The sequence below is a fragment of the Sphingobium sp. genome, assembly GCF_003248505.1.
Taxonomy (GTDB): domain Bacteria; phylum Pseudomonadota; class Alphaproteobacteria; order Sphingomonadales; family Sphingomonadaceae; genus Sphingobium.
Genome location: NZ_QFOA01000011.1, coordinates 41,492 through 56,369 on the forward strand (window position 1 = coordinate 41,492; position 14,878 = coordinate 56,369).

Consider the following 14,878-nt stretch of genomic DNA (forward strand, 5'->3'; position numbering starts at 1 on the left):
GCGCGTCTGCCAGTGGCCAGGAAAAGGCAACATAACAGAAAACGGCCAGAATCTAAGCAGTATCCCACTCACAAAAGTTTTTTTGCAGATGCACAGCATGGGACAAATTGCCCACTGGCCGACTCTGCAGACAAAGAGTAGGCGCAGGCCATGTCACAGCCCTATCTTCGCTATCCAGGCCGCCTGTTGCGGTGGTCCGCGCCGGTCCTCGCCGCGTCCCTTTCGGGATGTAACTGGGTCGTCATGAACCCTTCGGGCGATGTTGCGTTGCAGCAGCGCGATCTGATTCTGATTTCGACCGGCCTGATGTTGCTGATCGTGCTGCCTGTCATGGCGATGGTCGTCTGGTTCGCGCTGCGATACCGCGCGACCAATGCAGCCACGGAAAAGGACTATGATCCCGACTGGGATCACAGCACGATGCTGGAACTGCTGATCTGGTCCGCCCCGCTCCTCATCATCATCGCGCTGGGCGCGCTGACATGGGTGAGCACGCACAAGCTCGACCCCTATCGCCCGCTCGAGCGGCTGGAAGCGGGCAAGACGGTCGATCCGGCGGTGAAACCGATGACAGTGCAGGTGGTGGCGCTCGACTGGAAGTGGCTGTTCATCTACCCGGAACTCGGGATCGCGACGGTGAACGAACTGGCCTTGCCCACCAACGTGCCGGTCCGGTTCGACATCACCGCATCCACCGTGATGAACAGCTTCTATGTCCCCGAACTCGCCGGACAGATCTACGCAATGCCCGGCATGAAGACCCAGTTGCACGCGGTCGCCAACCGCGCCGCCACCGGCAAGGGTTTTTCGGCCAATTATTCGGGCGCGGGCTTCACCCACATGCGCTTCAACTATAGGGCGATGGATCGGGCCGCTTTCGACCGCTGGGTCGCGGGCGTGAAGAGCAGCGGCGTGGGCCTCGATCGCAAGATCTATCTGACGCTGGCCAAGCCCAGCGAAAAGGCGCCTGTCGCCTATTTCACCACGGCAGACCCCAAGCTGTTCGACGCGGTCGTCAACCTCTGCCCCCGCCCCGGCCAGCGCTGCATGAGCGAGTTGATGCACACCGACATGATGGGCGGCGGCGGAAAGGAATCCGCGCGCGACATCCGCGGGCTGCAATATGACTTCCCCAGCAGCCATGTGGTCGATCAGCAGGATCGCAACGAGGGTAAGGAAACGGCCACGGATGCCGCGGGCGCGGAACATTCTCCCGCCATGGATCACACTTCTCCCGGCGGCGCCGACGCGCACGCCCAGCATCGGTAAGAGACATGACAACGACACAGTTGATCTTCGGTCGCCTGACCTGGGACGCCTTTCCCTGGCATGAGCCCATCGTCGTCGCGACGTTCGGCGCGGTGGTGCTGGGCGGCGCGGCGCTGGTCGCGGCGCTGACCTATTTCAAGCTTTGGGGCTATCTCTGGAAAGAGTGGTTCACCAGCGTCGATCACAAGAAGATCGGCATCATGTACATGGTGCTGGGCCTTGTCATGTTCCTGCGCGGGTTTGCCGACGCGGTGATGATGCGCCTGCAACAGGCGATGGCGTTCAACGGGTCGGAAGGCTATCTGAACGCTCACCATTACGACCAGGTGTTCACGGCGCACGGCGTCATCATGATCTTCTTCGTCGCGATGCCGTTCATCACCGGCCTGATGAACTATATCGTGCCGCTCCAGATCGGCGCGCGCGACGTCAGCTTCCCGTTCCTCAACAACTTCTCCTTCTGGATGACGACGGGCGGCGCGGTGCTGGTGATGGCGTCGCTGTTCCTCGGCGAATTCGCGCAGACCGGATGGCTCGCCTACCCGCCGCTCTCGGGCATCGACTATAGCCCGGCGACGGGCGTCGATTATTACATCTGGGCGCTTCAGGTCGCGGGCGTGGGAACGACATTGTCGGGCATCAACCTTATCGCCACCATCATCAAGATGCGCGCACCGGGCATGTCCCTTATGAAGATGCCGGTCTTCACCTGGACATCGCTGTGTGCCAACGTGCTGATCGTCGCCTCCTTCCCGATCCTGACCGCCACGCTGGTCCTGCTGTCGCTAGACCGTTACGCGGGCACCAACTTCTTCACGAACGACTTCGGCGGCAACCCGATGATGTACGTGAACCTCATCTGGATCTGGGGCCACCCGGAAGTCTACATTCTTATCCTGCCGCTGTTCGGCGTGTTTTCCGAAGTCACGTCGACCTTCTCGAACAAGCGCCTCTTCGGCTACACCTCCATGGTCTACGCGACCTGCTGCATCATGGTGCTCTCCTATCTCGTGTGGCTGCACCACTTCTTCACGATGGGGTCGGGCGCGAGCGTCAACAGCTTCTTCGGCATCACGACGATGATCATCTCGATCCCGACGGGTGCGAAACTCTTCAACTGGCTGTTCACCATGTATCGGGGCCGGGTGCGCTTCGAACTGCCGATGATGTGGACCGTCGCCTTCATGCTGACCTTCACGGTCGGCGGCATGACCGGCGTGCTGCTGGCGGTGCCGCCCGCGGACTTCGTGCTGCACAACTCGCTCTTCCTGATCGCGCACTTCCATAACGTGATCATCGGCGGCGTGCTGTTCGGCCTGTTCGCGGCGATCAACTACTGGTGGCCCAAGGCGTTCGGCTTCAAGCTCAATCAGTTCTGGGGTCATGTCAGCTTCTGGTGCTGGAACATCGGCTTCTGGCTCGCCTTCGCACCGCTCTATGCCATGGGTCTGATGGGCGTCACTCGCCGGATGCGGGTGTTCGACGACCCGACGCTGCAACCCTATTTCATCGTGGCGGCGATCGGCGCTGCGGTCATCGCGGCAGGCATCGGCGCCATGCTGGTCCAGTTCGCGGTCTCCATCTGGAAGCGCGACGAACTGCGCGACGAGACGGGCGATCCGTGGAACGGCCGCACGCTCGAATGGGCGACCAGCTCGCCGCCGCCCGAGTATAACTTCGCTTTCACGCCCCTGGTGCATGACGGCGACAGCTGGGCCGACATGAAGCGCCATGGCTACAAGCGGCCCGTGACCGGCTTCCAGCCGATCCATATGCCCAGCAGCACGGGCGCGGGCGTGATCCTGGCGGGCCTCGCCACCCTCTGCGGCTTCAGCCTCATCTGGTACATCTGGTGGCTTGCGGCGCTGAGCTTCGTCGGCATCGTCGCGGTCGCCATCGGCCACACCTTCAACTACAAGCGCGATTTCTACATCCCCGCGGATGTCGTGACGCGTACCGAGGACGCGCGGACCCGCGCCCTCGCGGCGGGAGCCTGACCCACTATGAGCAGCACGACTGCCCCCATGGACCCCCGGTCCTACCACCCGGCGGAAGAACCGCACCTCCACGAAGGCCACAGCACCATGCTGGGCTTCTGGATGTACCTGATGAGCGATTGCCTCATCTTCGCCATCCTGTTCGCCACCTACGCGGTGCTCGGCGGCAATTATGCGGGCGGGCCGGGTCCGAAGGACCTGTTCGACCTGCCGCTGGTCGCGGTCAACACCGCGATGCTGCTCTTTTCGTCCATCACTTACGGCTTTGCCATGCTGGCGATGGAAAAGAACAGGGTCGGCGCGACGCAGGGATGGCTGTTCGTCACCCTGCTGTTCGGGGCGGCGTTCCTGTCGATCGAGCTTTACGAATTCGCGCACCTCATCCACGAGGGCGCCGGTCCGCAGCGCAGCGCGTTCCTTTCGGCCTTCTTCACGCTGGTCGGCACGCACGGCCTCCACGTCACCTTCGGGTCGATCTGGCTCGTCACGCTGATGGTTCAGGTCGGGAAGAAGGGCCTGATTTCGGCCAACAAGCGCCGCCTCATGTGCCTTTCGATGTTCTGGCACTTCCTCGACGTCATCTGGATCGGCGTCTTCACCTTTGTCTATCTGATGGGAGTCCTGCGGTGAGCGACGCAGTCCACAGCCACGGCCATCATGAGGAACATCATGACGCGGGCGCACACGGGACCATGGGCAGCTATATGATCGGCTTTGGCCTGTCGGTGATCCTGACGGCCATCCCCTTCTGGCTCGTGATGTCGAACGCGCTGGGCAATCCGCGCCTCACCGGCTTCATCATCATGGCCTTCGCCGCCGTGCAGGTGGTGGTGCACATGATCTACTTCCTCCACATGAACACGCGGGTGGAAGGCGGCTGGTCCTTCATGGCGATGATGCTGACGCTGGTGCTGGTGGTGATCACCCTGTCCGGATCCATGTGGGTGATGTATCACCTCAACGCCAACATGATGCCGCACGACCAGATGCAGATGGACATGGGATCGACGCAGGAAATGCGGACCATGCAGAATATGGGTGAGATGCCGTGACATTTCAGGAGGTCGAGGGGCGCCGCCGGCGTTCCCCGGCCTTCCTGATCGGCGCCACGCTGATCGCCCTGCTGCTGGTTGCGGGCTTTTGCGCGCTCGGCGTCTGGCAGGTGCAGCGTCTCGGCTGGAAACGCGACCTCATCGCGCGGGTCGACAGTCGGGTCCATGCAACCGCCGTGACCGCCCCCGCCAGCGCCGTCAGCAATGACGAATATCGCCGGGTGACGGTGTCCGGCCGGTTCCTTCACGACAAGGCTGCCTTGGTTCAGGCGTCCACCGTACGCGGTGCCGGCTTCTGGGTACTCACGCCTCTGCGCCGTGCGGACGGCGAAATCCTCTTCGTCAATCGCGGCTTCGTTCCGGGCCGCAAGGCAGACTATGCGCGTCCGGCGGGCGACGTGCGGATCGTCGGCCTGCTGCGGCTCACGGAGCCGGGCGGCGGATTCCTGCGCAGTAACGATCCCGCCGCAGATCGTTGGTACTCCCGCGATATCGAAGCGATCGCCAGGGCGCGCGGCCTGTCGGCGGCCAATTATTTCGTCGATGCGGAGGCTGGCCCCTCCCCCGACGCGCTGCCGGTGGGCGGCCTTACGGTTCTGCATTTCCCCAACAATCATCTGGGCTATGCGATCACATGGTTCGCGCTGGCGGCGATGAGCGTGGGTGCCTATATCCTCGTCATGCGCCATCCGGGAAAAGCCCCTACGCCATGAGCCAGCCGCGCAGGCGCCCGCGATGGCTGCCGAGCCAGTGGCCCGCAGACGCCGCGGGACGGCGCAACATGGCGCTGCTGGTGCAGCTGCGCTGGGTCGCGGTGGCCGGCCAGGTCGCGACGATCCTCATTACCCATTTCCTCATGGGCATCCGCCTGCCTTTGAGTTCCATGATGGTGGTGCCGTGCATAGCCGTGCTCATGAACATCGGCAGCCTGATGGTCGTGCGGCGACGCACCGACATCACCCATGCCGAACTGTTCCTGGCGTTGCTGTTCGACGTTCTGGCGCTGACGACGCAACTGTACCTGAGCGGCGGGGCGACCAATCCCTTCGTGTCCCTTTATCTCGTGCAGGTGGCGCTGGGCGCGGTGCTGCTGCATCGCTGGAGCGTATGGGGCATCGTTGCGGTGTCGAGCGCCTGCGCGGCGATGCTGGCCTTCGTGCATCGCCCCCTTGTCGTCAGCGGCCCGCTGGAAGGTCATCTGTTCGATCTGCATATCGTCGGCACATGGATATGTCTGACCATGATTGCGGTGCTGCTGGTGCTGTTCATGACGCCGATCAACCGCAACATCCAGGAGCGAGAATCGCATCTCGCCCGGCTGCGGCAACAAGCGGCGGAGGAAGAGCATATCGTGCGCATGGGGCTGTTGGCATCGGGCGCCGCGCATGAACTGGGAACGCCGCTCGCGCAACTGGCCGTGGTGCTGGGAGACTGGCGGCATATGCCTCAAATCCGTAAGGACCCCACCCTCGTCGAGGAGGTCGAGGAAATGGAGGCGGCGGTCAAGCGCTGCAAGGCGATCCTCACCGGCGTGCTCATGTCGGCCGGCGAAGCGCGCGGCGAAGCGCCACAGGTCACGCAGGTACGAGATTTCGTGGAGGCCATCGCCCAGCGCTGGCGCGCCGCCAATCCGGGCGTGGCCCTGCGCTGCGACTTCGGGCCGCACGACTATCCGCGCATCATCGCCGATCCGGTCATCCGGCAGGCGCTTACCAACCTGCTCGACAATGCTCGGGAAGCGGGCGCGTCCTACGTCAACATGATGGTGAGCCGCGATCGCGAATGGCTGCATGTCGCCGTGCGGGACAACGGTCCCGGGTTCAGCCCCGACATGCTGGCCGATGTCGGCAAACCCTATCGGTCCAGCAAGGGGCGGCAGGGCGGCGGCCTCGGCCTTTTTCTGGTGTTCAACGTCGCGCGCAAGCTCGGCGGGCGGGTCGATGCGAGCAACGGCGCGGACGGCGGCGCGATGGTGCAATTGCGCCTGCCGCTGACCACCGTCGCGCTGGAGGATGAGGAGGCGGACGCCGATGACGGCTGACAGGCAATTGCTGATCGTCGAGGATGAGGAAGCCTTCGCCCGCACGCTCAAGCGCTCGTTCGAGCGGCGGGGTTATGATGTGCTGCACGCCGATAGTCTGGAAGGCGTCAACGCCCTGCTCGCGAACCACCGGCCCGGCTATGCGGTCGTCGACCTGAAACTCGGCCCGCAATCTGGCCTCGCCTGCGTGGCGGCACTCCATGCCCACGATCCGGCGATGCTGGTCGTGGTGCTGACCGGCTTCGCCAGCATCGCGACGGCGGTCGAGGCGATCAAGCTGGGCGCGACCAACTATCTGGCCAAACCGTCCAACACCGACGATATCGAAGCGGCCTTTGCACGGGGCGCGGGCAATCCCGACACGCCGCTTGCCCCGCGCCCCACGTCGATCAAGACGCTGGAGTGGGAGCATATCCACGAAGTGCTCAAGGACAGCGAATTCAACATATCGGAAGCAGCGCGCCGCCTGGGGATGCACAGGCGCACATTGGCGCGCAAGCTCGCCAAGCGGCAGGTCGGATAACCGGCGCCTTGCCTCGTGGCTGGGGCGAGGCGAGCCGCCGGTCCGGCCGGGGTCTGCGGCGGCACGGCTTTTCGCCACCCGGATGATGGACCGAAGGATGGCCCCCTTCGTTTTCGGCACAGCGAAGGGCGTCCTCTGCCCCTGCTCCGCCGCCCAATTGATCGCTTCGCGCCTAGCGGCAGCATAGCCTGCTCTCCAGCCGTTATCTTCTGGACGCGCACGCTCCACAAAGGCGGTTTCCATCCGGAAAAGCAATTCCTCGCGTACCCTGACCGCATCGAACCGTTCCGCCGCGACACACCCCCATATATGCTGCACGGCATGCGGCAAGTGCGCCTCATCCGGGTCCAGCCCCAAGGCGAGCAAAAGGTTCAGCGCCGCGACGCATTGACGAAACGTTCGCTAAAAGCCTGTGAATGGCCCTCGCAGCGTCTTGAGAAAGGCCGCCTTGTTCACCGGACGAAAGCCAGCCTGCACTAAAAAATACTTGCTGAATTTCAGCGACGTATAATCGTTGGATACGGGCGTGAGGTGTTGGAGCGGGTGAGGGGAATCGAACCCCCGTCGTCAGCTTGGGAAGCTGCTGCTCTACCATTGAGCTACACCCGCGTGCCTGCTGTCTCCATTGCCCAGAGCGGCAGGCGCTGTCAACGGGGGTCAGGCGTAGGGCGCCTGCGCGTCGCGCGCGGGGATGGCGCCGCGACGACCGATGTTCCAGCCAGCGAGCGTATGACCCGCCAGCGCGGCCGCCTGCGGCGATGCTCCGGCAAGGCGTGCGTGAAGATAGCCGCCATTGAACGCATCCCCCGCTCCGCTCGAATCGATGACGGTCAGCGCGCGGGGGATCGGTACCATCGCACCGTCGACGAGGCACCCGTCGCCGCCCAGCTTGACGACGACTTCGCGACCGTCGCCAGCGCCCCAGCGCTGCGCCGCGTCGGCGGCATCGTCCGCTTCGCCCATCTCGACCTCATCCGCCAGTGTCGGAAGACCCATGTCGCTCACAGCAATCGCACGATCGCGCCAATGCCGCGCGGTCGCTGCATCTTCCCAAAGGCGAGCGCGGTAATTGCCGTCGAACGCGACCCGTCCACCGCGGCCCCGCACCTGCTCGCACAGGGACAGCAAAGCCTCGCGCCCCCGGTCGGGCAGGATCGCCAGCGTGATGAGCGAGAAATAGAGAAGGTCCGATTGCGCCGCCTGCGCCACCATCGCCGCGCTTTGCGGCAGATCGAACATGCGGCGAGCCGCTGCCTCCCCGCGCCAATAGTGGAAACTGCGTTCCCCCTGCGCGTCCGTTTCGATGGCATAAAGCCCCGGAAGCCGCCCGTCGGCTGCAATGACCAGCGCCGTATCCACGCCTTCCGCCTCCCATTGATCACGCAGTTGCGTGCTCATGGGATCGGTGCCAAGCGCACTGGCGAGCCGGACCCGGTCGCCGAACCGCGCCAGATGGACGGCGGTGTTTATCACATCGCCGCCATAGCGCAGATTCCAGCCATCGCCCTCGCCCCGGCTGAGTTCGAGCATGCCTTCGCCGATGACAGTGACGGTGGCCGTGTCGTTCTTCATGCGCTGTTCAGTTCCTCCGCCGCTGTTATGTCGGTCGTGACCCGCACATAAGGGCAAGTCAAGTCCGAGGACGTGAGCGATAACATGCTCCATTATGGAACATTGGCGAATGCGCGAATTTTTGGCACAAGGCGGCCAGCGCGATACGCCCTGTGCGGGGATTTATGATTACTGCTTCACTTGATCAGGCGAGCAACCGATACGAGTTGCTGGTCCAGAGCGTGACCGATTATGCCATCTACATGCTCGATCCTTCAGGAACAGTCATCAGCTGGAACGCGGGCGCGCGGCGGTTCAAGGGGTATGAGGCGGACGAGATATTGGGACAGCATTTCTCCCGCTTCTATTCGCCGGAAGACCGGGCGGCGAACCTTCCGGGACACGCTCTCGACACCGCGAGGACGCAGGGCCGGTTCGAGGCGGAGGGGTGGCGCATACGCAAGGACGGAACGCGCTTCTGGGCCAGCGTGGTCATCGACCCGATCCGGTCGGAGGACGGCACGCTATTGGGATTTGCCAAGGTCACGCGCGACCTGACGGAGCGCCGCGACGCACAGGAAGCGCTCCGCGTCAGCGAGGAGCGGTTCCGGCTGCTGGTGCAAAGCGTGACCGACTATGCCATCTACATGCTCGATCCCGCAGGGACCGTCAGCAGTTGGAACCTGGGCGCACAGCGGGCGAAAGGTTACACAGCCGAGGAGATCATCGGCCAGCATTTCTCCCGCTTCTACGGCGACGACGACCGGCTGGCAGGCGTGCCCGCTCAGGCTTTGGCCACGGCGCAGGCGGATGGGCGGTTTGAGAGCGAAGGCTGGCGCGTCCGCAAGGACGGGTCGCGCTTCTGGGCCAATTCGGTCATCGACGCTGTGCACGGGGATGACGGCACCCTCATCGGGTTCGCCAAGATCACGCGCGACCTCACCGAAAGACGCGAAGCGGAGCGCGTGCTGGAGGAAGCGCGAGAGGCCATCATCCAGACCCAAAAGATGGAGGCCATCGGCAAACTGACCGGCGGCGTCGCGCATGATTTCAACAATCTGCTCGCGGTCATCATGGGCAGCCTGGATCTCGCACGACAGCGGCTGGCGATCGGCGGCGACATCAGCCGTTATATCGAAAATGCCATGACGGCGGCGGATCGCGGGGCGACGCTGACCCAGCGGATGCTGGCCTTCGCGCGCAAGCAGGACCTGCACTTGCAACCGGTCGACTGTGCGACGCTGGTGCAGGGCATGGCCGATGTGTTGCGCACGACACTCGGCGGCGCCATCGCCATCGACGCACACTTCCCGCCCTCGATGCGCAAGGCCCATGCCGATCCCGCCAAGCTGGAACTGGCGCTGCTCAACCTTGCCGTCAATGCGCGCGACGCCCTGGCCGACGGCGGGCGCATCCGCATCGACGCTGCGGAGGTGGACGTCAGCCGGGAGGAACGGCCCGATCTGGACGACGGCAGCTATATCCGCCTCACCGTCCATGACGATGGCGAGGGCATGGATGCCGACACGCTGGAACGGGCGCGCGAACCCTTTTTCACGACGAAGGGCGTGGGCAAGGGAACGGGGCTGGGCCTTTCCATGGTGCATGGCTTTGTCCATCAATGCGGCGGATCGCTCACCATCGCCAGCGCGCCGGGAGAGGGAACCAGTGTCACGATGTGGCTGCCTGTCGCAGAGGAAGGCGGCGATGCGCCGCTGATCGCGGTGGCGGACGACGAACCGGCAGAAGATCGCCCGCTCGTCATCCTGGCGGTGGACGACGACGATCTGGTCCTGGCCAACACCGCCGGAATGCTGGAAAATCTTGGCCATACCGTATTCCAGACGAGTTCGGCGCGGGACGCGCTGCGGATGCTGGAAACGAGCGAAGTCGATCTGGTAGTGACGGACCACGCGATGCCGGGAATGACGGGCGCGCAATTGGCCGACGCCATCGACGCGCTGCGACCGGGATTGCCGGTCATCATCATCACCGGCTTTGCCGAACTGCCGCCCCATGCGACGAGGCGGCCGAGGCTGGACAAGCCGTTCCGTCAGGCCGACCTTGCCTATGTCGTCGCGTCAGTCACCGCTGCCGCGCGCGCCATGCAGCCCGATGGAGGATATGGCGGGCCGAGCGTCCGGGGCTGAACGCCGCCAAGCCCGATTTAGGGCGCTCCAAGGGTTGCAACGGCGCGGCAGTTCGTCGAAGGGGGTCCCACCCCTCCCCACCCGACGATCCTGAAGGGCCGCATGGACACGCCGACACTTCCGACGCCGACATCGCATTTCTTCACGTCGCTGCGCACCCGGCTGCATTATCTGGACTGGGGCAATCCGTCCGCGCCGACCGTGATCCTCGTCCATGGCGGTTTCGACCATGCGCACAGCTGGGACTGGACGGCGCGGGCGCTGGCGCGGGACCATCATGTCGTGGCGCTCGATCTGCGCGGGCATGGCGACAGCGGCTGGGCGGCGGACGGCACCTATTCGATGGCGAATTTCGTCTACGATCTCGCGCTGCTGGTCGACCTTCTCGACCGCGCCCCGGTAGCAATCGTCGGGCACTCGCTCGGCGGCTCTGTATCCCTGCGCTATGCAGGGCTGTTCCCCGATAAGGTGCGGCGCCTCGTCGCGATAGAGGGGCTGGGGATGTCGCCTGCCGCCATGCGGGAAAAGGCCGACAAGCCCGCGCCCGAACGCTGGGCCGGCTGGATCGCCGAACGCCGCCGGAAGGCCGGACGTGTCGCTCGCTGTTACCCCACCATCGAGGCGGCAGTGGGCCGGATGCAGGAACGCAACGAGCAGCTAACCCTGGAACAGGCGCTGCACCTCACCAACCATGGCGTCAACCGCAACGAGGACGGAAGCTATAGCTGGAAGTTCGACCCCTGCCTCAGCGTCATGCCGCCGCAGGAGAAAGTCGACGAACAGCTGCCGGAATTCTGGTCGCGCGTGACCTGCCCCACCCTGTTGTGCCTCGGCGCCAACAGCTGGGCGTCAAACCCGGCGAGCGACGGACGCATGGCGCATTTCCAGGATGCGAAGCTGGTCGAGTTCGCCGATGCCGGCCATTGGCTGCACCACGACCAGTTCGACCGCTTCATCGCTGAGCTAGGCGATTTTCTGCGCGCCTAGACCGGCGATGGCCGCCGCATAGTCTTTTTTGAGGTCGGCGATGAAATCGGCGGCGGGCTGCACTTGGTCGATCACGCCGATGCCCTGCCCGCAGCCCCACACGTCGCGCCACGCCTTCTTGTCGCCGCCGGTCATGCTGGCGAAATCCATGTCCTTCGCTTCAGGCAGATGATCGGGATCGAGCCCCGCCGCGACGATACTGGGGCGCAGATAATTGCCATGAACACCGGTGAAGACATCGGAATAGAGAATATCGTCGGCATGGCTGTCCACGATCATTCGCTTGTAACCCGCGTCGGCATTGGCTTCGACTGTCGCAATGAACGGCGACCCCATATAGGCAAGGTCCGCGCCCATCATCTGCGCCGCCGCGATGGCGCGCCCGGTCGCGATGGAGCCCGACAGCGCGAGCGGGCCGTCGAACCACCGGCGGATCTCCTGCACCAGCGCGAAGGGCGACAGAGTGCCCGCATGCCCGCCCGCCCCGGCTGCTACCGCGATGAGGCCATCGGCCCCCTTCTCGATCGCCTTGCGCGCGAAACGGTCGTCGATGACGTCATGCAGCACGATCCCGCCATAGCTGTGCACTGCCTCGTTCACATCCTCCCGCGCACCGAGCGAGGTGATGACGATGGGCACGCGATACTGGACGCAAAGCTTCAGATCCTCTTCCAGCCGGGGATTGGACCGATGGACGATGAGGTTGACCGCGAAGGGCGCATCGGCATCGGTCAATTCCGACTGGAGCCGTTGCAGCCATTGTTCGAAGACACCCGAAGGCCGGGCGTTGAGCGAGGGGAAAGAACCGACCACGCCTGCCCGGCATTGCGCGATCACCAGTTCCGGCTGCGAAATGATGAACATCGGTGAGCCGATGAGCGGCAGGGCCAGACGATCCTTCAACAGCGACGGCAGGGTCATGACGATGCTTTCCTCTCCTGTTCGACGCGGCGCTAACATCAGTCAAAGCGCCCGAAAAGCGGTAATTTCAACTGTATTGATATGGCAACACACCACTGCTATCTTGCCGGCTGAACGAAGTCCGGGGTGGAGGATGAATGTATAGCGAAAGCGACTTGCAGGATGCCGTAGCGGCGGGCGCGATCCCGGCGCAGGCGGCACAGGCTCTGCGCGATCATGTGGCGCGCCTGCGGGCGAGCCCGCTGGTGGACGAGGAGCAGTTCCGCCTGCTGACCGGCTTCAACGACATCTTCGTGTCGATCGCGGGGATCATCCTGCTGGTCGCGCTGGGGTGGCTGGGCAACAGCCTGCGATTCGGCATTGCCGATCGCCAGCCCGCCTTCATGTCGGGCGTTCTGGTCGCGGCGGCGAGTTGGGGGTTGGCCGAATATTTTACGCGCAGACGACGGATGGCACTGCCCTCCATCCTGCTGCTGGCGGGATTTGTGGGAGGCGTTGCGCTGGCCCTGATCGCAATCGTCGCGCAGATCGCGCCCGATGTCGGGGACAGCATCGCGTCGCTGATCGCATCGGCGGTCGCCGCGTGCTGCGCCCTTGCCGCGTGGCTGCACTGGCGACGGTTCATGGTGCCTATCACCGTCGCGGCGGGATCGGCGGCGGCGGCCGGCGTGGTCGGTGGCCTCGTCATGGCGGCCGCGCCGGGGTTCGCCCCCTTGCCGTTCCTCCTGATACTTGCGGCGGGCATCGCGCTGTTCGCGTTCGCCATGTGGTGGGACATGAGCGACCGCGCGCGTTTGACGCGCCGCTCCGACGTCGCATTCTGGCTGCATCTGGCCGCAGCGCCCATGATCGCGCATTCGCTGTTTCATCTGCTGGGCGTGCTGGACGGCGGCGAGATCGGCGGCGGTCGCGCGCTGATGGTGATCGCGCTCTATGTTGCGTTCGGCGTCGTTGCGCTCGCGATAGACCGGCGCGCGTTGCTGGTGTCGAGCCTCGCCTACGTGCTTTATGCGCTCTATGCACTGTTTCGTCATGCAGGCGCGGTGGAACTGTCGTGGGCGCTGACGGCGCTGGTGATCGGATCGGCGCTGCTGCTGCTGTCGGCGCTCTGGCACAATGCGCGGGCGATGGTGGTGCACAGCCTCCCCGAAAGCATATCGGCACGCCTGCCGTATCTCGACCGGGCCGTCGCCTGATTCCGCTAACGACGACTGCTGCGAGTCAGTCCTCGACGATGCGCAGCAGTTTGCGTTCGACGGGCGCCAGCACGCCTTGAAGCTCCTGCCCGCGTTTCAACACCTGACCGCTCTCACCCACGAGCGCCCACATGCCCTGCCGATGCCGCAGCGACGGGCGCTTCTCGATGCGATATTCGGGACGCTCGGCGGTGCGGCGAAAGGCGGAGAACACGGCAGCCTCCCGCCCCATGTCCATCGCATAGTCCCGCCAGTGACCCGCCGCCACCATGCGGCCGTACAGGTCGAGGATACGCTGCAACTCCAACCGGTCGAACCCGACCTGACCGGCACCGTGGCGGGGAAACGGGGTGACATTGTTCATCAGCGCAGGCCATGCTCCCTCATCGGCATCGGTTCATGGCCGGACGGCGCGCTCCCGCGCCGCTCCGCCATGAGTTCGGACAGGCGCGCCTGCAACCGCTCGACCTCGCACTGGAGCAGTTCCAGCTTCTGCTTTTCCGGGTCGAAACAATCCGAACAGGGCGTTCCATAAGGCACGAAGTCGCGCTGGTAGGCCGTCACGTCGACCAGCATGGCGCGCGCCGGGATGCCGACCATCGTTGCGCCTTCCGCTACATCCTTGGTCACCACCGCGTTTGCGCCCACGCGCGCCCGCGCGCCGACCTGGATCGGGCCCAGGACCTGCGCGCCCGACCCCACGATCACGCCATCGTGCAGCGTGGGGTGGCGCTTTCCCGCAATGCCGTTTGCCGGATCGGTGCCGCCCAGCGTAACGTTCTGGTACAGCGTCACGTCGTCGCCGATTTCCGCCGTCTCCCCGATCACGGTAAAGCCGTGGTCGATGAAGAAACGCTTGCCGATCCGTGCGCCGGGATGAATGTCGTTGCCCGTCAGGAACCGAGAGGCGTGGTTGACCACCCGCGCCAGAAAAAAGAGCCGCGCGCGGTACAACCGATGCGCCACGCGATGAAAGGCCAGCGACCAGACGCCCGGATACAGAAGAATCTCCGCGCGGGAACGCGGGGCGGGATCGCGGCTTTTGACCGAATCCAGATACGTAATAAGGTTGCGGATCATCCCTGAAGTCCAGACCGTTTATGAGCGATCCATATAAGGGAGCTTCGCCTTATATTCCAGACGAAGCGAAATCCGGGCTTTTCCGCCCACAAATAAGGGTTGCTTGCTCAT

At 64.4% G+C, this 14,878-nt stretch carries 14 protein-coding genes and 1 tRNA gene; 10 read left to right on the forward strand and 5 right to left on the reverse strand.

What is annotated here, in order from left to right; all coding sequences use genetic code 11:
• Positions 1-150: 150 nt before the first annotated feature.
• Genes cyoA through DI606_RS06735 form a run of 7 tightly spaced genes read left to right on the forward strand, consistent with a single transcriptional unit; the run spans position 151 to position 6,882 of the window.
• On the forward strand, positions 151-1,269 hold the full coding sequence (cyoA, locus tag DI606_RS06705; RefSeq protein ID WP_293980807.1) for a ubiquinol oxidase subunit II: 1,119 nt from the start codon (positions 151-153) through the stop codon (positions 1,267-1,269).
• Between the two features lie 5 nt (positions 1,270-1,274).
• Positions 1,275-3,266 (forward strand): cytochrome o ubiquinol oxidase subunit I, encoded by a 1,992-nt coding sequence (cyoB, locus tag DI606_RS06710; protein WP_293980808.1) that lies wholly within the window; start codon positions 1,275-1,277, stop codon positions 3,264-3,266.
• A 6-nt stretch (positions 3,267-3,272) separates the two neighbouring features.
• A complete protein-coding gene (gene cyoC, locus DI606_RS06715; protein WP_293980809.1) occupies positions 3,273-3,896 on the forward strand; it encodes a cytochrome o ubiquinol oxidase subunit III in 624 nt (207 codons plus the stop codon).
• Complete coding sequence (gene cyoD / locus DI606_RS06720) at positions 3,893-4,318, forward strand: cytochrome o ubiquinol oxidase subunit IV (RefSeq protein WP_293980810.1); 426 nt, start codon at positions 3,893-3,895, stop codon at positions 4,316-4,318. Before cyoC ends, cyoD begins: the two co-directional genes overlap by 4 nt.
• Positions 4,315-5,031, forward strand: coding sequence for an SURF1 family protein (locus DI606_RS06725; protein WP_293980811.1), 717 nt, complete (start codon positions 4,315-4,317; stop codon positions 5,029-5,031). The genes cyoD and DI606_RS06725 overlap by 4 nt, the downstream gene beginning before the upstream one ends.
• Positions 5,028-6,359: an ATP-binding protein gene (locus DI606_RS06730; protein WP_293980812.1), complete on the forward strand. Its 1,332-nt coding sequence runs from the start codon at positions 5,028-5,030 to the stop codon at positions 6,357-6,359. The genes DI606_RS06725 and DI606_RS06730 overlap by 4 nt, the downstream gene beginning before the upstream one ends.
• A complete protein-coding gene (locus DI606_RS06735) occupies positions 6,349-6,882 on the forward strand; it encodes a response regulator transcription factor (protein WP_293980813.1) in 534 nt (177 codons plus the stop codon). The genes DI606_RS06730 and DI606_RS06735 overlap by 11 nt, the downstream gene beginning before the upstream one ends.
• Positions 6,883-7,417: 535 nt before the next feature.
• Here the strand turns inward: DI606_RS06735 and DI606_RS06740 are convergent.
• Positions 7,418-7,491: transfer RNA gene (locus tag DI606_RS06740), tRNA-Gly, on the reverse strand.
• A 48-nt stretch (positions 7,492-7,539) separates the two neighbouring features.
• Complete coding sequence (locus tag DI606_RS06745; protein ID WP_293980815.1) at positions 7,540-8,454, reverse strand: sugar kinase; 915 nt, start codon at positions 8,452-8,454, stop codon at positions 7,540-7,542.
• Positions 8,455-8,618: 164 nt separating this feature from the next.
• On the opposite strand from DI606_RS06745, the gene DI606_RS06750 reads away from it, so the two are divergent.
• Both DI606_RS06750 and DI606_RS06755 read left to right on the forward strand, forming a co-directional pair.
• Positions 8,619-10,583, forward strand: coding sequence for a PAS domain-containing sensor histidine kinase (locus tag DI606_RS06750; RefSeq protein ID WP_293980817.1), 1,965 nt, complete (start codon positions 8,619-8,621; stop codon positions 10,581-10,583).
• Positions 10,584-10,685: 102 nt separating this feature from the next.
• The gene (locus tag DI606_RS06755) at positions 10,686-11,570 is read left to right on the forward strand and encodes an alpha/beta hydrolase (protein WP_293980818.1); all 885 of its coding nucleotides are present in this window, start codon (positions 10,686-10,688) and stop codon (positions 11,568-11,570) included.
• On the opposite strand, the gene DI606_RS06760 is transcribed toward DI606_RS06755, so the two are convergent.
• A complete protein-coding gene (locus DI606_RS06760; protein ID WP_293980819.1) occupies positions 11,547-12,491 on the reverse strand; it encodes a nitronate monooxygenase family protein in 945 nt (314 codons plus the stop codon). The genes DI606_RS06755 and DI606_RS06760 overlap by 24 nt on opposite strands.
• A 137-nt stretch (positions 12,492-12,628) precedes the next feature.
• On the opposite strand from DI606_RS06760, the gene DI606_RS06765 reads away from it, so the two are divergent.
• Positions 12,629-13,687 (forward strand): hypothetical protein, encoded by a 1,059-nt coding sequence (locus DI606_RS06765; protein ID WP_293980820.1) that lies wholly within the window; start codon positions 12,629-12,631, stop codon positions 13,685-13,687.
• 25 nt (positions 13,688-13,712) lie between these two features.
• Here the strand turns inward: DI606_RS06765 and DI606_RS06770 are convergent, their stop codons facing one another.
• Complete coding sequence (locus DI606_RS06770; RefSeq protein ID WP_293980821.1) at positions 13,713-14,051, reverse strand: DUF2794 domain-containing protein; 339 nt, start codon at positions 14,049-14,051, stop codon at positions 13,713-13,715.
• Positions 14,051-14,767: a serine O-acetyltransferase EpsC gene (gene epsC, locus DI606_RS06775; RefSeq protein ID WP_293980823.1), complete on the reverse strand. Its 717-nt coding sequence runs from the start codon at positions 14,765-14,767 to the stop codon at positions 14,051-14,053. The genes DI606_RS06770 and epsC overlap by 1 nt, the downstream gene beginning before the upstream one ends.
• Positions 14,768-14,878: the final 111 nt, after the last annotated feature.